17 protein-coding genes are annotated in these 21,565 nt (G+C 74.2%); 5 read left to right on the forward strand and 12 right to left on the reverse strand.

Annotated features, from left to right (window positions below; genetic code table 11):
- Nucleotides 1-62: 62 nt before the first annotated feature.
- Together thrS and QOZ89_RS40040 are read right to left on the reverse strand one after the other, a co-directional pair.
- Nucleotides 63-2,054, reverse strand: coding sequence for a threonine--tRNA ligase (gene thrS, locus QOZ89_RS40035; protein WP_071047244.1), 1,992 nt, complete (start codon nt 2,052-2,054; stop codon nt 63-65).
- Nucleotides 2,055-2,303: 249 nt separating this feature from the next.
- Nucleotides 2,304-3,173, reverse strand: a complete 870-nt coding sequence (locus QOZ89_RS40040) for a TetR/AcrR family transcriptional regulator (RefSeq protein WP_274536497.1) — start codon at nt 3,171-3,173, stop codon at nt 2,304-2,306.
- 437 nt (nt 3,174-3,610) lie between these two features.
- Here QOZ89_RS40040 and panB point away from each other — a divergent pair, with 437 nt between their 5' ends.
- Nucleotides 3,611-4,678: a 3-methyl-2-oxobutanoate hydroxymethyltransferase gene (panB, locus tag QOZ89_RS40045; RefSeq protein WP_241841535.1), complete on the forward strand. Its 1,068-nt coding sequence runs from the start codon at nt 3,611-3,613 to the stop codon at nt 4,676-4,678.
- A 751-nt stretch (nt 4,679-5,429) separates the two neighbouring features.
- Here panB and QOZ89_RS40050 read toward each other — a convergent pair.
- Both QOZ89_RS40050 and npdG read right to left on the reverse strand, forming a co-directional pair.
- A complete protein-coding gene (locus tag QOZ89_RS40050) occupies nt 5,430-6,197 on the reverse strand; it encodes a helical backbone metal receptor (RefSeq protein WP_116271435.1) in 768 nt (255 codons plus the stop codon).
- A gap of 295 nt (nt 6,198-6,492) precedes the next feature.
- Nucleotides 6,493-7,173, reverse strand: a complete 681-nt coding sequence (npdG, locus tag QOZ89_RS40055; protein ID WP_071047246.1) for an NADPH-dependent F420 reductase — start codon at nt 7,171-7,173, stop codon at nt 6,493-6,495.
- A gap of 680 nt (nt 7,174-7,853) precedes the next feature.
- On the opposite strand from npdG, the gene QOZ89_RS40060 reads away from it, so the two are divergent.
- Nucleotides 7,854-8,069, forward strand: a complete 216-nt coding sequence (locus QOZ89_RS40060) for a hypothetical protein (protein WP_071047247.1) — start codon at nt 7,854-7,856, stop codon at nt 8,067-8,069.
- Between the two features lie 319 nt (nt 8,070-8,388).
- On the opposite strand, the gene QOZ89_RS40065 is transcribed toward QOZ89_RS40060, so the two are convergent.
- Nucleotides 8,389-9,582 carry a tyrosine recombinase gene (locus tag QOZ89_RS40065; RefSeq protein ID WP_071047248.1) on the reverse strand — a complete coding sequence of 398 codons (1,194 nt, stop codon included), beginning with the start codon at nt 9,580-9,582 and terminating at the stop codon, nt 8,389-8,391.
- Nucleotides 9,583-10,001: 419 nt separating this feature from the next.
- Between QOZ89_RS40065 and QOZ89_RS40070 the strand changes: the two genes are divergently transcribed.
- Nucleotides 10,002-10,670, forward strand: coding sequence for a hypothetical protein (locus QOZ89_RS40070; protein WP_071047249.1), 669 nt, complete (start codon nt 10,002-10,004; stop codon nt 10,668-10,670).
- 2 nt (nt 10,671-10,672) lie between these two features.
- Nucleotides 10,673-11,566 (forward strand): PKD domain-containing protein, encoded by an 894-nt coding sequence (locus QOZ89_RS40075; RefSeq protein ID WP_071047250.1) that lies wholly within the window; start codon nt 10,673-10,675, stop codon nt 11,564-11,566.
- 234 nt (nt 11,567-11,800) lie between these two features.
- On the opposite strand, the gene QOZ89_RS40080 is transcribed toward QOZ89_RS40075, so the two are convergent.
- The 6 genes from QOZ89_RS40080 to QOZ89_RS40105 all read right to left on the reverse strand — a co-directional run bounded on the left by QOZ89_RS40080 (nt 11,801) and on the right by QOZ89_RS40105 (nt 19,212).
- On the reverse strand, nt 11,801-12,364 hold the full coding sequence (locus QOZ89_RS40080; protein ID WP_071047267.1) for an NUDIX domain-containing protein: 564 nt from the start codon (nt 12,362-12,364) through the stop codon (nt 11,801-11,803).
- A 170-nt stretch (nt 12,365-12,534) separates the two neighbouring features.
- Nucleotides 12,535-14,271 carry a CTP synthase gene (pyrG, locus tag QOZ89_RS40085; protein WP_071047251.1) on the reverse strand — a complete coding sequence of 579 codons (1,737 nt, stop codon included), beginning with the start codon at nt 14,269-14,271 and terminating at the stop codon, nt 12,535-12,537.
- Nucleotides 14,272-14,787: 516 nt separating this feature from the next.
- On the reverse strand, nt 14,788-16,533 hold the full coding sequence (gene recN, locus QOZ89_RS40090; protein WP_312629329.1) for a DNA repair protein RecN: 1,746 nt from the start codon (nt 16,531-16,533) through the stop codon (nt 14,788-14,790).
- A 258-nt stretch (nt 16,534-16,791) separates the two neighbouring features.
- Nucleotides 16,792-17,724 carry an NAD kinase gene (locus QOZ89_RS40095; protein ID WP_071047253.1) on the reverse strand — a complete coding sequence of 311 codons (933 nt, stop codon included), beginning with the start codon at nt 17,722-17,724 and terminating at the stop codon, nt 16,792-16,794.
- Nucleotides 17,721-18,806 (reverse strand): TlyA family RNA methyltransferase, encoded by a 1,086-nt coding sequence (locus QOZ89_RS40100; protein ID WP_312629332.1) that lies wholly within the window; start codon nt 18,804-18,806, stop codon nt 17,721-17,723. Before QOZ89_RS40100 ends, QOZ89_RS40095 begins: the two co-directional genes overlap by 4 nt.
- A gap of 13 nt (nt 18,807-18,819) precedes the next feature.
- Entirely contained in the window at nt 18,820-19,212 is a 393-nt protein-coding gene (locus tag QOZ89_RS40105) for a hypothetical protein (RefSeq protein WP_312629334.1), read from the reverse strand.
- Nucleotides 19,213-19,791: 579 nt separating this feature from the next.
- Here QOZ89_RS40105 and QOZ89_RS40110 point away from each other — a divergent pair.
- Complete coding sequence (locus tag QOZ89_RS40110) at nt 19,792-20,130, forward strand: SCP2 sterol-binding domain-containing protein (protein WP_071047268.1); 339 nt, start codon at nt 19,792-19,794, stop codon at nt 20,128-20,130.
- A 211-nt stretch (nt 20,131-20,341) separates the two neighbouring features.
- On the opposite strand, the gene QOZ89_RS40115 is transcribed toward QOZ89_RS40110, so the two are convergent.
- Entirely contained in the window at nt 20,342-21,562 is a 1,221-nt protein-coding gene (locus QOZ89_RS40115) for an HAD-IIA family hydrolase (RefSeq protein WP_397428939.1), read from the reverse strand.
- Between the last annotated feature and the right edge of the window lie 3 nt (nt 21,563-21,565).

Raw genomic sequence — 21,565 nt, forward strand, 5'->3', positions numbered from 1 at the left:
AAAAAAAGCGATGCCGCCGTCTCCATATCTGGAGGCGGCGGCATCGTGGCGCCGGAGTGCGGTCAGACCTGGATGCGACGGTCCACGGCGTCGACGATCTCGGCGACGGCCTCGTCGACGGGGACGCCGTTGCGCTGGGAGCCGTCGCGGTAGCGGAAGGAGACCGCGCCCTTGGCGACGTCGTCGTCGCCGGCGATGAGCATGTACGGGACCTTCTGCTTCTGCGCGTCGCGGATCTTCTTCTGCATCCGGTTGTCGGAGGAGTCGACCTCGGCCCGGATGCCCTTCGCCGACAGCTTCGCGGCGATGTCCTTCAGGTAGGGGACGTGGTCGTCGGTGATGGGGATGCCGACGGCCTGGACCGGGGCGAGCCATGGCGGCATGGCGCCGGCATAGTGCTCCAGCAGGATCGCGAAGAACCGCTCGATGGTGCCGAACAACGCCCGGTGGATCATGAAGGGGCGCTGGCGGGTGCCGTCGGCGGCCTGGTACTCCATCTCGAACCGCTGGGGCATCTGGAAATCGACCTGGATGGTCGACAGCTGCCAGGTCCGCCCGATCGCGTCCTTCGCCTGAACGGAGATCTTCGGGCCGTAGAAGGCGCCGCCACCCGGGTCCATGACCAGCTCGAGGCCCTGCTTCTCGGCGGCCTCGCGCAGCAGCTGGGTGGCTTCCACCCACTCCTCGTCGGTGCCGATCGCCTTGCCCTCGGGGCGGGTCGACAGCTCCAGGTAGAAGTCGGTGAGGCCGTAGTCGCGCAGCAGGCCGAGCACGAACTTCAGGGTGTTGTCGAGCTCGTCCGGGAGCTGGTCGCGGGCACAGAACAGATGGGCGTCGTCCTGGGTGAGCCCGCGCACGCGGGTGAGGCCGTGCACGACGCCGGACTTCTCGTACCGATAGACGGTGCCGAACTCGAACAGCCGCAGCGGCAGCTCCCGGTAGGACCGCCCACGCGACTTGAAGATCAGGATGTGCATGGGGCAGTTCATCGGCTTGAGGTAGTAGTCCGTGCCGCCGTCGAGCGACATGGGCGGGTACATGCCGTCGGCGAACCAGTCGAGGTGCCCGGAGATCTCGTAAAGGGTCGACTTGGTGATGTGCGGCGTGTTGACGAACTCGTACCCCGCCTCGATGTGCCGGCGGCGGGAGTAGTCCTCCATCACGGTGCGGATCGCGCCGCCCTTGGGGTGGAAGACCGCGAGGCCGGGGCCCAGCTCGGTCGGGAAGGAGAACAGGTCCAGCTCGGCGCCCAGGCGACGGTGGTCGCGCTTCTCCGCCTCGGCCAGCATGTGCTGGTGCTCGGCCAGCGCCTCCTTCGACTCCCAGGCGGTGCCGTAGATGCGCTGCAGCTGCGGATTCTTCTCGCTGCCCCGCCAGTAGGCCGCGGCGGACCGCTGGACCGCGAAGGCCGGGATGTGCCGGGTGGTCGGCACGTGCGGGCCGCGACAGAGATCCTTCCAGCACAGCTCGCCGGTCTTGGCGTCCAGGTTGTCGTAGATGGTGAGCTCGCCCTCGCCCACCTCGACGGACGCATCGGATGCGTCGGCCCCGTCACCCGTGCCGGACCCGGACTTCAGCCCGATGAGCTCCAGCTTGTAGGGCTCGTCGGCGAGCTCGGCGCGCGCCTCGTCATCGCTGACGACCCGGCGGGAGAACTTCTGGCCGGCCTTGACGATCTCGCGGGCGCGCTTCTCGATCGCCTTGAGGTCCTCGGCGGCGAACGGCTTCTCGACGTCGAAGTCGTAGTAGAAGCCGTTCTGGATGGGCGGGCCGATCCCCAGCTTCGCCTTCGGGAACAGGTCCTGCACCGCCTGGGCGACGACGTGCGCGGTCGAGTGCCGCACGATCGCCCGGCCGTCCGGAGAGCCGACGGTGATCGGCTCGACGACGTCGCCGTCGGCCAGGACGTAGGCAAGGTCACGCTGCCTGCCGCCGACCCGCGCGGCGATCACCGACCGGTCGGCCGCGAACAGGTCCGCCGCCGTCGTCCCGATGGTGACCACCCGATCATCCCGCTGCTCGGCATGCTGGACGGTCACACGGAGGTCGGACACCGGTTTCTCCTGGTCTGGCGCCCGGGGCCCTTGCCCGGGTCGGCGTGGGGGGTCGGTCGGAGCTTGAGGACTCGAGGGAACAGTTTCGCCCGTCGCGCGAGAGTGTCGCGCCTGTCTCGGGTGCCTGTCTCGGCAGTTTCGCCCCGCTCGCCGATGCTACTCCGGCCGGCGCGCCACCCTCCGCCGACATGACTACGCAGGGTGATACCGTGCGTCCCCTCGTCGGCTGGACAAGTCGGCCTCGGGGGCTCAGACGGCGGTGCGCTCCACCTCGACGCGGCGGTTCTCGGCGCCGGCGACCTCGTCCGAGGCCTCCGCCGGGCCGGCGCCGGCGATCTCGGGTACGCCGAGACCCGCGGCGCCGGCGTCCGCGGGCCTCGCCGGTGGGCGGGTCAGGATGCCCCCGAGCACGGTGTCGACGACCTGGGCGATCCGTGTGCCGCTTACCTCGTTGTATCCGCTGGTGTACTGCCGATAGGCGACCGGCCCGACCAGCATGTCGGTGATCAGGTTGATGTCGAGGTCGATCGGCAGCTCGCCGGCCGCGACCCCCCTGGCCAGCACCTTCTCGGCCTGCTGGCGGAACGGCTCCATCACCTGCTGGCGGTAGGTCTCGAACAGCTCCGGGTGGGCCTCCCGCTCGGCCAGCAGCCGCGGCATGATCCGGCCGGCCAGCGTCTGCAGGTTGTGCCGGCGCACGGTGTTCAGCCAGGCGACGAGGTCGTCGCGCAGCGACCCGGTGTCGACCGGTTCGGCCGTCTCCACCAGCGTCGCCAGCGCGTCGGCCACGAGTGTGTTCTTCGTCGACCAGCGCCGGTAAAGGGTCGCCTTGCCCACCTTGGCCCGCGCGGCGACGGCCTCCATCGACAGCCCCGTGAACCCGGCCGTCGCCAGTGTCTGCAGGGTCGCCTCGATGATCGCGCCGTCGGCGCGCGCGTCGCGCGGCCGGCCCGGCGGGCGGACGCCGGAGGGCGGGCGGTCTGGCCGCCCGCGCGGCCCGGGCCGCCCCACCTCCGCGGTCGTCACCGGCCGTCCGCCCATGCCGGGCTCACGGGCGCCACGCCGAGCCAGCCCGCGCGACGCCGCCCGCTGGATGTCGCTGTCACCGGTCTCCCTCACTCGCCGGTCGCCCTTGGTCAGCCGTTCACCGCCGCACCCCGGTGAAGCGACCCCCGCCGCCGAGAAGGGCCGCCCGGGCAGACATGGCGAACCAACGGAGGACCGCCCACGAGAGCGCTCTCGTGCTGGCAGGCACGGTGAACCCCCGGCCGATCGCACCCCGCCCACGACGGCCACGCTGTGCGATCGCCCATGCCACCGGCACTCCCCATTCTTTCAAGATCGGAGCGTACGGCGAGCCCGTATGTGGCGCATCCGGTTGACCCAGCGACGCGATGGCCATATGCGCAGGTCAGCGACAGGCACATGCCGAGCTGGCAAGCGGGGCCGGCCGGCCATGTGATCCACGCACCACTTTCGGCGGAGCGGTCGGCGGTGGCAGCATGTTGACCGACGCCGGGACGCGCGACGCGCCCGGACGACGCAGAGGAGGCTCCATGAGCAACTCCGCTACTCACTACCGCCCCACTTCTCCCTCGGCCCCGCCCGCAGCAGTCGCCCGTTCGGGCGCGACGGCCACACCCCGAACCTCCCAGATCAGCTCCCGGACCTCCCAGATCGGCTCCGCAAGCTCCGTCGATCCGGCAGGAACCCCGGATCCGGCAGGAACCCCGGAGGCGGCGACGCTCTACGGCGCGCCGACCACCGCCGCGACACCGGCCGGGCCCGCTCCTCAGGGGGCCGAGCAGCGGCCCGCGGCCCGCCCGCGCCGGCGCACGACGGTGCGCGACCTCGCGGCCCACAAGGACCGCGGCGAGAAGTGGGCGATGCTCACCGCCTACGACTACACCACCGCGTCGGTCTTCGACGAGGCCGAGGTGCCGGTGCTGCTCGTCGGCGACTCGGCGGCGAACGTCGTCTACGGCTACGACACGACCGTGCCGGTCAGCATCGACGAGCTGCTCCCGCTGGTGCGCGCCGTCGTCCGCGGCGCGCCGCACGCGATGGTCATCGCCGACCTGCCGTTCGGCTCCTACCAGGCCAGCCCGGCGCAGGCGCTGGAGACGGCCGCGCGGTTCCTCAAGGACGGCGGTGCGCAGGCGATCAAGCTGGAGGGCGGCGCCCGCGTCGCCCCCCAGGTCGAGCTGCTGGTGTCGGCCGGGGTGCCCGTGATGGGCCATCTGGGCCTGACCCCGCAGAGCATCAACACGCTCGGCGGCTACCGGGTGCAGGGCCGCGAGGACGCCGGCGCGGCGCTGCTGGCCGACGCGCTGGCGCTCGAGGCGGCCGGGGCCTTCGCCGTCGTGCTGGAGGTCGTGCCCTCGGACGTCGCCGCCCGGATCAGCAAGGCGCTGACGATCCCGACCGTGGGCATCGGCGCCGGCTCCGACTGCGACGCCCAGGTGCTGGTCTGGCAGGACATGGCCGGCCTGTCGGCCGGACGGGCACCGCGCTTCGTGCGCCGCTTCGCCGACCTGCGCTCGACGCTGCTCGACGCCGTGCACACCTACGTCGACGACGTCCGTGACGGCCACTACCCAACCGTCGAGTACTCGTACGACTGACGCGCGGCCCGGTCGCTGCGCGCCCGTCCGCTGCGTCAGTCTGTCGGGCGCTGAGCGCCCTCCTGGGTGGCTCTGGGTTCAGCCATATGACGGTGGCCGGCCTGGTTCCGGGCCGACGACGTGGTCGCGTTTACACAGCGCCGATGCGCCGTCACTAGTTGCGGCCGAGTGACGCTGTCGTGGCTGAGTGACGCTGAGTATTCGCCAGTCGTGGCCGGCTGGCGAGTGCTCCCCCGGCGGCCCCCGGGGTGCGGCCCCCCGGCCGCCCCCCGCCGGCCCCACGGGGCCGGGGGGGTGGGCCCCCCCGGCGGCCGGGGGGTCCCCCCCCGGGGGCCCGCCGCCGTCGTGCCCATCGTGGCTGCGTCAGCGGTGGGTGACCGTGCGGCGCGGAGGTGCGCCTTCGCGCCAGCGCGATTGCGTGCCGCTTGAACGGTACGAGTCCAAGACCGGCCTGATCCGAAACCAGATTCTTTTGTGGGAGCCGCCGGTCAGGTACGACGGCTGCCCACGAGCGCAGGGACGTGGCCAGGCGCCGGCGTGTTGTGGTCTCGTGACGTTCAAGCGGGTGGTGACCGTGCGGCGCGGAGGCGCACCTCCGCGGAGGCCCGGCCACGGAGCGAAGCGAACGTGGTTGGGCCGCAGCGGAGGTCGCCGGAGCGCCCGTGAGCGGAGGAGGACGGCGCGCGGAGGTCCCGTGGGAGCGAAGCGAGTACGGGGCCGGAGCGCGCCGCCCGGACGGAGCGAACCAATGTCACAGCGCGAGCTGGCTTCTGAGCACCGACGGCGCCTCCGCCAGGGACGGGCCGTACCAGGTGAGGTGACGGCCCGAGACGCATGCCGCGGGGGCGTCGAAGGACTCCGGGCCGTCCTCGGGGCTGAATGCGTAGGGCTCGTCAGGGAGCACGACCAGGTCGTGTGGCGGAAGGCCGGCGATGGTGACGCGCGGGTAGCGCTCCGCGTGGTCCGCCAGGACGTTGTCGACGCCGAGCCGGGCGAGCACGTCGCCGGTGAAGGTGTCACGGCCCACGGCCATCCAGGGCCGCCGCCAGATCGGGATGACGGCCCGTCGCCGAGGCCCGTCGGCCGGCTCGCGCCACGGCTCCCGCCAGACCGCGGCGGCCTCCGCCAGCCAGGACGGCCGCGCGAGTCCGCAGCCAAGCCGCAACAGCCGGTCGAGGCTGTCCAGGGCCGCGGGGACGGTCGTCGGCGCCGTCACCCACACGGCGAGCCCAGCGGCGCGCAGCGCGGTCAGGTCGCGCTCGCGGTTCTCCTCGGCGTTGGCCACCACCAGGTCGGGGGCGAGGCGGATGATGGCGTCGAGGTCAGGGTTCTTGGTGCCGCGCACCCGGGTGACGTCGAGATCACCCGGGTGCGTGCACCAGTTCGTCGCCCCGACGAGCAGGCCGGCGGCGCTGGCGGCGATCGACTCGGTGAGGCTCGGCACGAGCGACACCACCCGCTCGACCCGCGCCGGCACCGCCACCGCCAGTCCCAGGTCGTCCAGCACCGTCTCGGCCACGGCCTCACCAGCTCTCACTCGGCGCCCGCCAGCCCGCCCAGGCGCCTCGGCGTCAAGCCACGCGGTACGCGTGATGCCCTTCTCGCGGGCAATGCACACAACCCAACCACACACCGTGACAGCGCATCAGCGCAGCGCCAACGTAACCACGTCGTCGGCCCGTCCCCAGGCCGGCCACCGTCATATGCCTGAACCCGGAACCACCCAGGAGGGCGCTCAGCGCCCGACAGACTGACGCAGCGGACGGGCGCGAAGCGACCGGGCCGCGCGTCAGTCGCAGCGACCGGGCCGCGCGTCAGACGTCGGTGATGCGGATGCCGGCGTGGGCCTTGTACCGGCGGTTCATGGAGATGAGGTTCGCGGTGAACGCCTCGACCTGGCCGGCGTTGCGCAGCTTGCCGGCGTAGATGCCACGCATGCCCGGGATGCGTTCGGCGAGAGCCTGGACCAGGTCGGTGGCCGCGCGGTCGTCGCCGAGCACGAGGATGTCGGTGTCGACCTCGGCGATCGACTCGTCGGCCAGCAGCACCGCGGAGACGTGGTGGAAGGCTGCGACGACGGTGCTGTCGGGCAGCAGCGCGGCGGCCTGCTGCGCGGCGCTGCCCTCGGCGACCGGCAGCGGGTAGGCGCCGCCCTTGTCGAAGCCGAGCGGGTTCACACAGTCGATCACGATCTTGCCGGCGAGCTCCTTGCGCAGGCTCGCGAGCAGGTCGCCGTGGCCCTCCCAGGGCACCGCCACGATCACGATGTCCGCCTGCCCGGCGGTGCTCGCGTTGTCGGTGCCCTCGACCGTCCGGCCGGGCGTGGACAGCTTGGCGGCCGCCTCCTCGCCCCGCTCGGCGGACCGCGAGCCGATGACCACCTTGTGGCCGGCCGCGGCGAACCGAATGGCCAGGCCGCCGCCCTGCGGCCCGGAGCCACCGAGGATCCCGATGGACAGGGAAGAGAGGTCCTGCACGTCTTCGGATGCGCTCACGAACCCATCGTGCCCGAACCAGCTCGCACGTGCCCCAGGCCCGCTGGCCAGCCAGTGTGGACTGTGCCACCGGGTGGGACCAAGTCCGATCCCCGCGTGGCACGGCCCGCGCGCGGTCCCGTGGATCGTCGCCGCGGACGCTCGGCAAGTCGCCGAGGCCGCCGACACGGCGAGGCGAAGCGAAGCGACCGACGTCACACCCCGTCACCGCCCACGCCGTGCTGCCTCCGTGCGCCCCGGCTGGGGCCGCCGACGTGTGGTCACCGAGCACGGGAGCGCGCGGCGCGCCTCCACTGGCCAACCGGCGGACGCGGGGGACCCGGCTACCGGCGGCAAAGTCCGATGAGCGAACATAGCAGCATCAACACAACAGCTACGCCGTTGAACAGCGTTCTTTCGCGCGTGTCGGGCGGGTTTCACGGGCCTCGGCGACCGGACGAGCCCGCACAGAGGAGTGACAGTCAGTGACGATCACGTTTCCGTCGACACCCCAGGGGACCCGGCGGGAGCGCGAAGCGATCCTGCCGGGAAGGGCGACCGTCAGCAGCGGGGCGATAACGATACGTGACATGCCGCGTATCGCGTCCAACCCCCCGCGCGCGGCGGGTGAAGATGGGCCGTACCGTTCGGGTTCACATACACCAACTGGATCTTCGGAATCAGGCGGGAGAGGTCGGGCAATGGCGGACGTGTCGGTTCGCTTCGCGATGACAAACGACAGCGAAGTGGTCCTCAACCTGTCGCTTCCGCAGGCGCTACGCCTGATGGAGGCGATCGCACGCAAGGTCGGCGAGACCTTGGCCGAGCGCAGCGGACCGCCGGGAGTGGGTGGCGTCGTGCCTTCGCCGCAGTCCGCGAACGGCATGCCGAGTCTCGGCCCGTACTCGCCGTCCTGACAACCCTCGAGCCTCCTGGCCGCCGCGCGACGCCTCGTGATCGTCGCGGCAGGGTCCAGGAAGCTCTGCATGCCGATTCCTGGGGAGGCCCCCTCGGCATGACGATTGCGGCCGGGGGCGTCGTCCTCGGCGCCCTCCCTCGTCGGCGGGCAAGCATCTCGGCTGTGCCGGGCGATGTGGTCGCCCGTTGTGAGGCAGCCATCACCGAGCCCGCCGGTCCGGCCGCTCCTCCCCCGCGAGCCTGATCGCCGCCGGTCCGACCTCCCGCCCGGACCGGCGGCGCACGGCGGCGGGCAGGCCGGCCGCCCCGGGCAGCGGCTCAGACCAGCTGGCCTGGGCTCGCCCCGAGATGGTGGAGACCGGACTGGGGCGGCAGCGCCGGCCGAACGCCCGGCACGGCCGACGAGGCGGCCTCGCGGCGAGGGTCCCCGTCGTCCAGCGCCCGCGGATGCGCCGCCGCGTACACCTCCCGCAGCCGGTCCACGGTCACCAGCGTGTAGATCTGCGTCGTGCGCACCGACGCGTGGCCGAGCAGCTCCTGCACGACGCGGACGTCCGCACCGCCGTCGAGCAGGTGCGTCGCGAACGAGTGCCGCAGCACATGTGGCGACACCCCCTCGATCCCGGCGGTGACGGCCGCCGCCCGCAGGGCCGACCAGGCGCTCTGCCGGGACAGCCGGCCGCCGCGCCGGGACAGGAACACCGCCGCGCCGGACGCCGGTGTCACCAGCGTGGGCCGGCCCCGGCTGATGTAGGCCGACAGCGCCGCGACCGCGCACCGACCGAGTGGCACCACCCGGTCCCGGCCGCCCTTGCCGTGCAGCCGCACCGCCGCGGCCACCGGGTCCAGGTCAAGGTCGTCGACGTCGAGCCCGACGGCCTCCGAGATCCGCGCCCCGGTGCCGTACAGCAGCTCCAACAGCGCCGTCGAGCGCAGCCGCCGCACCATCTCCGCGGGATCCCCGGCATCCCTGACCGCGACCATGTCCTCCAGCCCGTCGTCGGCGCCGGCCCCACGCGCCTGCCCGGACTCGCGGGACTCGCCGGCCTCCTCGTCGCGGTCCGCGTCGGTGGCGGCGCCGCCGGCGGCCGCGGCCAGCACGGCCAGCACCTGGTCAACGGTGAGCGCCTTCGGCAGCCGCCTCGGCGGGGCGGGCGGGCGGATTGGTTGCGAGACGTCCTCGGCGACGTCGCCCTCCCGCGTCGCGAACCGGTGCAGCGAGCGGACGGCGACCAGCATCCGGGCGACCGACGCCGCCGCCAGCGGCGGGTGCTCGTCGCTGCCGTTGCGCAGCGCCGAGGCGAACTCGCCCAGCGTCGCCTCGTCGACGTCGGTCAGCGAGCGCACACCGCGGGCGGTCAGGTACTCCTGATAGCGGCGCAGGTCTCGCTGGTAGGCCAGCACCGAGTTGCGGGCGAGGCCGCGCTCCCCCGCCAGGTGATGGAGGTAGCGAGCGGCCAGCTCACCCGGATCCGCCGGGCAGGTCACGTCCACGGCCAACCGACGCTCCATCGGCCGGGCCCGGGCCCGGCGCCGCCTCCGGGCGAGCGGACACCGACGGCGCTGGCACCGCCCGCCGGGAGGGCGGCCATGTCGGGGCCGGACGCGCTGGGGTCGGTCGTGTTGAGATCGCGGACCTCGGCCTTCATCATCAACCCGAATAGTAGGACCTGCCACCGACAGTTCTTGACAGGAGAAGTCCGCGCAGCGTTCTCCCGGCGCTATTCTGACGGATTGTGCGGACAGCATTCGTAACGTCACGTTACGCCGCACACATCCGGTTTTCCACGACAGGCGCAGCGGCGCGCGCAACCTCGCGGCCAGCCGGGGCGTCTTCCCAGAGCGACGGCTTCGCCCCCGCCCACGGGGGCGCCCGCCGCCCGCCGCGCCCGGTCGGCGGGGCACGCGTTCGCCCGACAAGGCGGCCCATCATGATCGCCGTACGCCGAGTGGCCCTCGCGCCGGCCGACACGCCGGCCGCCGGCCGCGGGCCCTCCCGGAATCCGACGCCCCGCGTCGTGACGGGCCTCGTCGTCGGCCTCGCGCTCGCGTTGACCGGCTGCGGTTCCCACGACGAGCCGGCCGGCGCCGCGGCGCCGGCGAGGGGCGATCCCGCCCCGGGCTCCGGCCAGGCGGGTGGCCCGGCCAGCTCGCCGGGCCAGACGGCCACGGCATCACCCGGCGGCGGCGCGTCCGGGCCGGCGAGCGACTCGCAGGCGGCTGCCGCCGGCGTCGTCACCGCGTACTTCGCGGAGATCAACAGCGCCAGTCGGGCCAGCCGGGTCGCCGACGTGACCGCGACGGCGCTGCCCGGCTGCCAGGCGTGCGCCCTCGACGTCGGCGTCACCCGCGGCTTCCAGCAGCGCGGCCTGCGCGCCGACGCCGACCCCTACGAGATCACCGAGGTCACCGCCCAGCCACGGCAGGGCGTCGTGGTCACGGTGACGTTCACCGCCACGGCCCGGACCGTCGACCTGCTCGACCAGGCGGGCCGCCGGGTCGACGCGGCGGCCGGCGTACCGGCGCGCGCCGGCACCGCGGAGCTCGCGCTCACCGGCGGCGGCTGGCTCATCCAGACGATCCGCTACGCGCGGAGGTAGCCATGACGCCGCCACGATCACGCTTCGCGACACCGCGACGGCGCGCGCCGCGCCTGCTGGTCACGGCCGTCCTGATGGCCTGCTGGATGGCCGCGGCCTGGCTGCTGACGGCGGGCGGCGCGCAGGGCACGCCGACGGCGCCGTCCGTGACGGTTCCCTGCGGGGACGTGGTGTGGGCCAGCTGTGACACCCGGGCGACCGACGGCGGCTACCAGTACCGCTATCGCGGCGGCCAGCTCATCCCGGTCCCCATCGGCGGGTCGGGGCGGGGCCGCGCCGGCTGCGGCGCGACCTGCCCACCCGACCCGGCCGCCGTCTGCGACCTGCTGCTCGCCGTCGGCCCGAGCCCGGACATGACCGCACAGGAGCTGACCGACTACAACCAGGCGGTCGCGAACTGCCAGACCTGGCTCGCCGACCCCAACGGCATCCCGCTCGCCACCGTGCGCGCCCAGCTGGCCGACTACCTGCGCGAACAGCTGCTGCCGAAGCCGCTCCTGACCGTCCAGCCGAGCGGGCACAGCATCGCCGGGCTCGCGACGATCGTCTACACCCCCGTCCCGCCGGCGTACACCTTCAACGTCAACCAGCCGGTCATCGCGACGATCAGCGCCGTCCCGACCTACCGCTGGGACTTCGGCGACGGCGGGACCGGGCCGAACTCGCCCGGCCGGCCCTACGACCCGGCGATCTCGCCCCGCGACCATCCCGACGCCTATGTCACCCACGAGTACCGCCGCCCCGGCACCTACCAGATCACGCTGACGGTCACCTGGGACGGCACATTCACCGTCCCAGGCGTGGCACAGGCGTTCCCCCTCGACGCGGTGACCCTGACGGCAACGGCACCGGTGAACGTCGAGGAGGCCGCCGGCGTCCTGACCGGCAACGACTGAGTTTCTGGTTCGCTCCGTGCGGGCGCGGCGCTCCGGCCCCTTCCCTTGCTTCGCGGCGGGAAGGGACCTCCGCGCCGCGTCCTCCTCCGCTCACGGGCGCTCCGGCGACCTCGCTGCGGCCCAACCCCGATCGCTTCGCTCCGGGGCCGGGCCTCCGCGAGGCGCGCCTCCGCGCCCAGCACGGTCACCTACCGCTTGATGTCACCAACGCGAGGCGAGGCGCACGACAGCCCCTTACCCCTGGTTTCCGGGGCGGGCGGGCCAGGGGGCGTCGGGTGAGCGGAGGGTGGCGAAGCCGATGTCGCGGGCCCGCGCGGCCGCGAGGATCCCGACGACGGCCATCGCGTTGGTGATGTCGCCCTCGAGTACCCGCGTCACCGCCTCGTCCAGCGGCACCCGGGCGACCGACATCTCGGCCTCCTCGTGCACCCCGGCGTACCGCTCGGTGGCGGGGATCTCCGACAGGCCCCTCGCGAGGAACACCCGGTATGCCTCGTCGGTCATTCCCGGCGAGGCCCAGACGTCGGCGAGCACCGCCCACTGCTCGGCCCGCAGCGCGGCCTCCTCGGCGAGCTCCCGCGCCGCGGCTGTCGACGCGGGCTCGCCGGGCAGGTCGAGGATCCCCGCGGGCAGCTCCCAGAGCGGCCCGCGCACCGGGTGCCGGTACTGGCGGACCATCACGACCCGCTCGGCGTCGTCGAGCGCGACCACGCCGACGGCACCGGGGTGGACGACGACGTCGCGCTGGGAGACGTCGCCGTCGGGCATCCGCACCAGGTCGCGGCGGATCGCGATGATCCGTCCCTGGTAGGCGGTACCGCTCTCGACGACCTCGTAGCGGTGCGCGCCCGTGCCGACGGCGGCGGCCTCGCGGGAGCCCTGCCCCGGGGCTCCCGCCGCATCGGCGGCGCGGTTCCCGCCGGATCGGCTTGGCCGATCCGGGAGGTCGGCCGTCCGGGAGGCCGGGGTCACGAGGTCACCAGCGCGGCGCCGCCACCGAGGCCACCGAGGCTCGAGGGGGCCTGGCCTTCCGGCCCGGCGGCGAGGTCCACCGGCAGCACGCCGCGGCGGCGGTCGGCGTAGGCGACGGCGGCCGAGGCGAGCCCGCGGAACAGCGGGTGCGCCCTGGTCGGCCGGGAGCGGAACTCGGGGTGCGCCTGGGTGCCGACGTAGAACGGGTGCACGTCGGGGCGCAGCTCGACGACCTCGACCAGCCGGCCGTCCGGAGAGGTACCGGAGAACACCAGCCCGGCGGCGGTGAGCCGGTCCCGGTAGTCGTTGTTGACCTCGTACCGGTGGCGGTGCCGCTCGGGAACCTCGGGCACGCCGTACTCCCGGCGCGCGACCGTGCCGGGTGCGAGCTTGCACGGGTAGAGCCCGAGCCGCATCGTGCCGCCCATGTCGCGCTTGCCGGCGACGACGTCGCGCTGGTCGGCCATAGTGGCGATCACCGGGTGCGGCGTGGCCTCGTCGAACTCGGTGGAGTTCGCCCGGTCCAGGCCCGCGAGACCGCGGGCCGCCTCGATCACCATGCACTGCAGGCCCAGGCAGATCCCCAGCGTCGGGATGCCGTGCTCCCGCGTGTGCCGCAAGGCGTTGATCTTCCCCTCGATGCCGCGGACACCGAACCCACCCGGGATGATCATCCCGTCGATGCCGTCCAGCAGCGCGGCGGTGGCCTCGGGTGACGAGCACTCGTCCGAGGCGACCCAGCGGACGTCGACCCCGGCGTCCACCGCGAACCCGCCGGCGCGCAGCGCCTCCGTGACCGACAGGTAGGCGTCCGGCAGGTCGATGTACTTGCCGACCATCGCGACCGTGATCCGGTGGGTGGGCTGGTTGACCCGGCGCAGCAGGGTGTCCCATTCCGACCAGTCGACGTCCCGGAACGAGAGGCCGAGCCGGCGCACGACGTAGGCGTCGAGGCCCTCCTGGTGCAGCACCTTCGGGATCATGTAGATCGACGACGCGTCCGGCGCCCCGACGACGGCCTCGTCGTCGACGTCGCACATCAGCGCGATCTTCCTCTTCAGCGCCTCCGGCATCGGCCGGTCGGAGCGGCAGACCAGGGCGTCGGGCTGCAGGCCGATGCTGCGCAGCGCGGCGACGGAGTGCTGGGTCGGCTTGGTCTTCAGCTCGCCCGACGGGGCGAGATAGGGGACGAGGCTGACATGGACGGTCAGCGCGTTGTCCCGGCCGATCTCGTGGCGGACCTGGCGGATCGCCTCCAGGTACGGCAGCGACTCGATGTCGCCGACCGTGCCGCCGACCTCGGTGATGACGACGTCGACGTCCGGGGTCGCGAGCCGGCGGATCCGGTCCTTGATCTCGTCGGTGATGTGCGGGACGACCTGCACGGTCTGGCCCAGGTAGTCACCGCGCCGCTCGCGGGCGATGACGGCCGAGTAGACCTGCCCGGTGGTGACGTTGGCACTGCCGTCGAGGTCGACGTCGAGGAAGCGCTCGTAATGGCCGACGTCCAGGTCGGTCTCGGCGCCGTCGTCGGTGACGAAGACCTCACCGTGCTGGAACGGGTCCATCGTGCCGGGGTCGACGTTGAGATACGGGTCCAGCTTCTGCATGGTCACCCGCAGGCCCCGGGCCTTGAGCAGCCGCCCAAGGCTGGAGGCCGTCAACCCCTTGCCCAGGCTGGACGCCACCCCACCGGTGACGAAGATGTGTTTGCTGCTGCGTACCTGCGCCACGCACGCTCCCGTGGTTCGGGTCCCGGCTCCCTTTGTGGGATCCGTTATGGACCATGTCCAGCCGGCATTTCCCAGCCGGTCCACGGGACTTCACAGTAACACGCCAGCTGACCTGCCCCGTTCCTCCCACACCGTGGCCTCCATCCCGATCAGCACTCCATGAGCGACGCGAAGTGCCCCTCCGAACCAAGCGGCCGCGGATTGGTGACGTTCAGCGGCGGGCGACCGTGCGGCGCGGAGGCGCGCCTCCGCCGAGGTGCGCCTCCGCGCGAAGCGAAGTACCCCTACGAGCACCGCGGTTTCGGTTTGGTGACGTGACAGCGGCAAGCAACCGCGCTGGGCGCGGAGGCGCGCCTCGCGGAGGCCCGGCCACGAGCGAAGCGAAGTGGTCGGGCCGCAGCGAGGTCGCCGGAGCGCCCCTGAGCGCAGGAGGACGGCGCGCGGAGGTCCCGTGGGAGCGAAGCGAGTACGGGGCCGGAGCGCGCCGCCCGCACGGAGCGAACCATCAACACAGCCTCAGGGGGCGGCCTTGTCAGCGGCGGCGGCGGCGAGGAGCTCCTCGGCGTGGCCACGGGCCAGGGTCGAGTCCTCCTGGCCGGCGAGCATGCGGGACAGCTCGCGGACCCGGCCGGCGTCGTCGAGGGCGGCGACGCCGCTGCGGGTGACCGAGCCGTCGGACGCCTTGCTGACCACCAGGTGCCGGTCGGCGAACGCGGCGACCTGCGGCAGGTGGGTGATGCAGATGACCTGGTTGGTACGGGCGAGCTTCGCGAGCCGCCGGCCGATCTCGACCGCAGCCCGCCCCCCGACGCCGGCGTCGACCTCGTCGAACACCATCGTCACCCCGGCGTCGTCCGCGGCGAGCACCACCTCGATCGCGAGCATCACCCGCGACAGCTCACCGCCCGAGGCGCCCCTGTGCACCGGCCGGGCGGGAGCGCCGGGGTGCGGGACGAGGCGCAGCTCGACGTCGTCGACGCCGCCGGGACCGAACGCGATCCTCCGGCCGAACATCGGCAGGCCGTTCGGGTCGTCGCGCTGAGAGACGACCGCGACCACGCGGGCACGCGGCATGGCGAGGCCCGCGAGCTCGGCGGCGACCTTCTCGCCGAACTCGTGCGCGGCCCGGGAGCGGGCCGCCGACGCCTGGCCGGCGAGATCGGCGAGCTCGTCGAGCAGGGCGTCGCGCTCGGCGGTGAGCGCCTCGGCCGAGTCGGCGCCGCCGTCGAGCTCCAGCAGGCGGCGGCCGGCCTGCTCGGCCCAGGCCAGCACGCCGTCGACGTCGGTGCCGTGCGCGCGGGTGAGGGCGGCGAGGTCGGCGCGGCGCTCCTGCGCGGCGGCGAGACGCGCCGGGTCGGCGTCGATACCGGCGGCGTAGGAGGCGAGGTCGGCGGCCACGTCGGCGAGCAACACCGCGGCCTCGCGGATCCGGCCACCGAGGTCGGCGAGCTCCGGGTCGACGTCGGCCTCGGCGGTGACGGCCCGGCGCGCCGCGGAGACCAGGTCGACCGCGCCCGGCGAGCCGTCGCCGGCGGCCGGGTCGGCGACGAGGGCGGAGTGCGCGGTCTCGGCGGCGCGGACCAGCGCCTCGGCGTGCTCCAGACGGCGCAGCTCGCCGTCCAGCGCGACGTCCTCGCCGGGCGCCGGGGCGACCCGCTCGACGTCGGCGAGCCGGGAGCGCAGCGAATCCGCCTCGGCGGCCCGCTCACGGGAACGCTCGGTGAGGTCGGTGAGCTTCGCGCGCACCGCGGCCAGGCGTGTGTACCGCTCGCCGTAGCGGGCGAGTGGCTTCGCGACCGTCTCACCGGCGAACCGGTCGAGCGCGGCGCGCTGGGTGGACGTCTTGAGCAGCCGCTGCGCCTCGGACTGGCCGTGCACAGCGACGAGGTCCTCGGCGAGCTCGGCGAGCAGGCTCGCCGGGGCGGCGCGGCCGCCGACCTGGACCCGGGACCGGCCGTCGGCGATCAGCGTCCGGCCGATGACGAGGACGCCGTCCTCGTCGAGCTCGCCGCCGGCGTCGCGCACCCGCGCGGCCGTGGGCGAGCCCGGCGGGATGGTCAGGCGGCCCTCGACGAAGGCGCGGTCATAGCCGGGGCGGATCAGGCCGTAGTCGGCCCGTCCGCCGGTGAGCAGCCCAAGACCCTGAACAATCATCGTCTTGCCGGCGCCGGTCTCACCGGTGACCACCGTGAGGCCCGGCGCGAGATCGAGGACAGCGTCATCGATGACCCCGAGGCCACGCAGCCGAATCTCCTCGAGCACGCCCCGAACTCTAGGGCATCAGCGAGACACCCGGCACGAAGGGACATCTTGGGCACACCTTGCGCGTGTCGCTTCTGGTGGGCCGGCTCGCGAAGCGAGCGAGCCGGCCCACCAGAAGCATGCCGGACGCTCCGCGCCCGGCCGACGTGGTTCGGGGTCCCGGTGCACCGTCGGGCCCGTCGTCGGTGGGCTACAGAGCTTGGCTGAGCGGCGCTCAGCACTCACGAGCGAGCCGTCTCCCGCGTGTCCGGTCCGGCGTTAGTCGTCGAGTGTGAAGTCGTCGATGGGCTCGGACAAACCGTTCTCGCGGGCGGCACGGCCACGCCAGCCCTCGACGGGCAGGTGGAACTTCGCCACCAGCCGGTCGGTGAACGGCCGGGCATGCACGACCGCGAGCCGGACCGGCCGGCGCCCCCGCACGACCTCGACCCGCGAGTGCGGCGCCACCGGCACCGAGCGGCGCCCGTCGCAGTAGATCACCCCCGGCACGGGCGGCAGCACCTCGATCGCCACCGTCGACGTCGGGGAGAGCACCAGCGGCCGGGCGAACAGCGCGTGCGCGCTGATCGGGGCCACCAGCAGCGCGTCCACGCCGGGCCACATCACCGGCCCGCCGACGGAGAACGCGTAGGCGGTGGAGCCGGTCGGCGTCGAGCAGATCACCCCGTCGCAGCCCCAGCGCGACAGCGGCCGGCCGTCGATGCCGAGCACGCACTCCAGCATCTTGGCGCGCTCGGCCTTCTCCAGGGACATCTCGTTGAGCGCCCATCCGGAGTAGGCGACCTCGCCGCGGTAGCGGACCGTGACGTCGACCGTCATCCGCTCATCGACGTGGTAGTCCTTGCGGATGACGGCGTCGACGGCCGCCTCGAGCGCGTCGGGCTCGGCTTCGGCGAGGAAGCCGACATGGCCGAGGTTGACGCCGAGCAGCGGGATGTCGGCCGAGCGGGCGAGCTCGGCGCCGCGAAGCAGCGTGCCGTCGCCACCGAGCACGAGCACGAGCTCGACCCCGACCGCCGCGCTCTCGTCACGTGGGACGGTGCTCGGCAGGGTCAGGTCCAGGAACTCCGCCTCGTCGGCGAGCATCCGGGGCGCGATCCCGGCGGCGGCGAGCCGGTCGAGCACCCACCGGGCGCGCCGGGCCATCCCGTCGCGACGCGGGTGGGTGAGGACGAGGATCTCCCGGCTCATCGCGACGTCCCCCCGCCCACCGCGGCGGCGGCCCGGGCGGCGCGGGCGGCCTGGCCGGCCGGACCGGCCTCGATCGCCTCGGCGAGCGCCGCCGGGTTCAGCGCGGGCGCGCCGGCGGCCAGCCACAGCAGGTACTCGACGTTGCCGGCCGGCCCTGGCAGCGGGCTCGCGACCACCCCCCGCACGCCGAGCCCAAGACCGCCAGCCGCGTGGGCGATCCCCTCGACGGCCTCGGCGTGCAGCGCGACGTCGCGGACCACCCCGCCGGCGCCGAGCCGCTCGCGCCCGACCTCGAACTGCGGCTTGACGAGCAGGACGAAGTCGGCGCCGCGGGCGGCGCAGGCGACGAGCGCGGGCAGCACCAGCCGCAGCGAGATGAACGAGAGGTCGCCGACGATCAGGTCTACCGGCGCGCCGATGGCCTCAAGGGTCAGGTGCCGGGCGTTGGTCCGGTCGAGTACCTGGACGCGCGGATCGGTGCGCAGCCGCCAGTCGAGCTGCCCGTAGCCCACGTCCACGGCGACCACCGACGCCGCCCCGGCGCGCAGCAGCACGTCGGTGAACCCGCCGGTCGACGCGCCGACGTCCATCGCCCGCCGCCCGGCGACGCGCAGCGCGGGTCCCCCGCCCGGGCCCGACGTGGCGGCCGGCGTCTCCCGGCCCGCCGGCCTGTCCAGATCGCCCGGCCCGTCCAGATCGCCCGGCCCTCGCGGTGGCGCGGAGGCCCCCGGCGCGGTCTCGTCCCGCTCGGAGGCGGCTGCCGGCCCGGCCGCCGACGCGGCCGGGGGCGGCAGGGCCGCGGCGGCCTGGCCGGTCGGGTTCCGTGCTGGGGCGTCCAGCGGGGGGACGCCGAAGGCGGCGAAGGCGCCAAGCAGCTTGTGGGCGCCGCGTGAGGCGAAGCCAGGGTCGTCGCCGCCGGTGACGGCGATCGAGGTGGTGGCGTCGACGATCGTCGCCGCCTTGGTCGCGACCCGCCCGGCGACGAGCACGCGCCCGGCGGCGATCACCTCGGTGGCCTGTTCCCGTGAACGGGCAAGGCCGCGGCGGACGAGCTCGCCGTCGAGTCGCATCCTGCGTGCCACGGCTATCGCTCTCTCACCGCGGCCCGGGCCCGGGCACCGGCGGACCAGGACGTGGGGGGCCGGGACGTGGGAGGCCGCCGGGGATGGCCCGGGGCTGGCCGCCTGGCCGCCCCGGGGCACCTGCCGGGCCGGGACGTGCGGGCTCGCCCGGCCGCGCCGGCCCGCCGGGGCGGGCGGAGGCGGCGCCCCCTTGCTCGGCGTCCTCCGACGCGTCCAGTTCGGCGAGGGTGCCGACGAGCAGCCGGTTGACCTCCTCGAAGACGGCGACGTGCTCGGCGACCGGTAGCCCGGGCAGCGCCGCGAGCCCGGCGGACGCCGCCCGCACGCCCTCGTCGCCGGCCCGCCCGGCCACGGTCTCGTCAGGCGGTGCCGGGTCCGGACCGGGTGTTCCCGGCTCGGTGATCACCTGTCCAGCCTCCCGCGGTCGATGTCCGGTCGCACTGGCATGTTCTGGGATGTCCACGCGGGGCCTGGATCGACGGGCCGCGTCCGGCCGTCCCCAAAGCTCCGGCCGTCCCTAAAACTAGTGTCGCCTACGGCCGCCCGGAACTCGTGTCGCCCCAAACCCACCCGTGCGTGACCAACCAAACGGCGCGGCTCCGGCCATACGGCGCGCCCTCGCTCGGCGGCATCGCGCCGTTCACCGAGCCACACCTCGAGCTCCCCGGACTACCCGGGTACCTGCCGGATCGGCGAAGCCCCGGGACCCTGCTGGACTGACGACCCGGTTCCTGGCAAATCGACGATCTGGTAGGCCGCCGGCCCGGCAGGTCCGCCGGGAGTGCGCCGGCAGGTCCGGGCCACGGCCGCCGCCGACAAAACACCCCAGATCCGCCGCTCCCCGGGACACGACGCGCCCGGACGGCCGCCACCACCCGCGCCTGGCGGGCGAGGATGGCCCTGAGCAGGTAGGACGGTGGAGGCGCGTTTCGCCGGCCGGGCGCGGCCACCCGGATGTCCAGCAGGGCTCGAGAGGACGGTGACCGTGGCGGACCGGGAGCAGTGCGAGACCGCACTGCGCGGGCTTGCCGCCCGCCTTGACCAGCTCGCCGCGCGCGACAGCCGCCCGCCGCGCGCGCCCAACCGGACGCTCATGTGCCGGCTGCCCGACCTCGGCACGTCCTACGTCGCCGAGCTGCGGGGCGGCTGCCTGCGCGGCATCGCCGAGGGCGCCCACGCCTCGCAGATCACCTTCACGCTGAGCAGCGACGACCTGATCGCGATCACGGATGGCCAGCTCTCGGTGACCTCGGCCTGGGCAAGCGGCCGCCTTCGGGTCGAGGCCAGCGTGCGCGACCTCCTCCGCGTCCGTTCCCTCCTTTGAGACCGGCCGCGCGAGGCGCCAGTGCGTCCTCGCCCGGTCACCGACGGGAAGGACCCTTCCCGCAGTGGAAACCAGACCGTCGCGGACCGCCGCCAGCAGGCGCGCGCCCGGCCGCCTGGCCGGCGACAGCCGGCTGTCCCGGGACAGCCGTCGATCCCGGGACGGTCGTCGGGCCACGGACGGTCGTCGGGCCACGGCGGCGCGACGGCCGTCAGGCCGGGACGGCAAGGTCCGCGCAGCCACGGGGACGGTCGCTGGCTACTCGGCGCGGCGGGCGACCGGCGTCGGAGGCCGCCCAGGCGGCGAGGCAGGCGGCTCGCAACGCGTCCAGGCCGTCATCCGGCACGCGGGCGCGACCATCGGCCCCGTCACCACCCCCCGCGTCGCCGTGCGTGCCGCCGGCGGCGGTGTCCGCGCCGCGACCCCGCGCGCCGCCCTCCATGGCGCCGCCGTGCGCGCCCGACGGGCCGGCGGCCCGCTCGTGCCAGCGGAGGGTGCCGGCGTCGTCCACCTGGCACTCCCAGGCGCCGCAGCGGGCACGGCCATCGGGGGTGAGACGGGCCGGCGGGTGCGGGCGCAGCAGGCCGCGCAGGTCGTCGGCGAGCAGGGTCGGACGGTGCATGGGCCCGGTCGCGAGCAGCTCAGCCGGGGTCGCGACGCCGGTGAGCACCAGCAGCGTCGGCGTGCCTGTGCGGGCGCCGGCCTCGATGTCGGTGTCGAGCCGGTCACCGACGATGACCGGCCGGCGGGCGCCGGAGCGGCGCACCGACTCGGCGTGCATCGCCGGCTCCGGTTTGCCGGTCACCAAAGGCTCGGCGCCGGTCGCCGCCCGGACCATCGCGACCAGGGCGCCGTTGCCCGGCGCGAGGCCACGCTCCGTCGGCACGGTCAGGTCCGCGTTGCTCGCGACCCACAGCGCCCCGGCGCGCACCGCGAGCGCCGCCTCGCTCAGCCGCTGGTAGGTCAGCTCGGGATCGAACCCCTGGACGACGGCCAGCGGCTGGTCACCCGCCGACGTCACCGGGGTGAGCCCCTCGGCCGCGACCGCGGCGCGCAGCCCCTCCCCGCCGACGACCAGTACCGCCGCGCCCGCCGGCAGCCGCTCGGCGAGCACGTGCGCCGCCGCCTGCGCCGACGTGATGACCTCATCCGGGCGGGCCGGCACGCCAAACGCGGTGAGCCGGGCCGCGACCCCCTCCGGGGTACGCAGCGCGTTGTTCGTCACGTAGGCCGAACGCATCCCGCGCCCCCCGGCCGCCGCGATCGCCTCGGCGGCGTGCGGCACGGCCCCGTCTCCCCGGTAGACCACGCCGTCGAGGTCGAGCAGGGCGACGTCGAACCGCTCCGCCGGCGCGGCCGCCGAGCCGCCCAGGGGCGGCCCGTAGGCCGGGTCGATCCCCTGGCCACGGGTGAGTGTCCGCTCTCCGGCCACGGT

The organism is Pseudofrankia coriaricola (assembly GCF_032027725.1).
Classification (GTDB): Bacteria; Actinomycetota; Actinomycetes; order Frankiales; family Frankiaceae; genus Pseudofrankia.

Coding starts and splice junctions, on each gene's coding strand:
- panB (WP_241841535.1), top strand. CDS start 3,611: ATGAGCAACTCCGCTACTCACTACCGCCCCACTTCTCCCTCGGCCCCG.
- QOZ89_RS40060 (WP_071047247.1), top strand. CDS start 7,854: ATGGCGGACGTGTCGGTTCGCTTCGCGATGACAAACGACAGCGAAGTG.
- QOZ89_RS40065 (WP_071047248.1), bottom strand. CDS start 9,582: ATGGAGCGTCGGTTGGCCGTGGACGTGACCTGCCCGGCGGATCCGGGT.
- QOZ89_RS40070 (WP_071047249.1), top strand. CDS start 10,002: ATGATCGCCGTACGCCGAGTGGCCCTCGCGCCGGCCGACACGCCGGCC.
- QOZ89_RS40075 (WP_071047250.1), top strand. CDS start 10,673: ATGACGCCGCCACGATCACGCTTCGCGACACCGCGACGGCGCGCGCCG.
- QOZ89_RS40095 (WP_071047253.1), bottom strand. CDS start 17,724: ATGAGCCGGGAGATCCTCGTCCTCACCCACCCGCGTCGCGACGGGATG.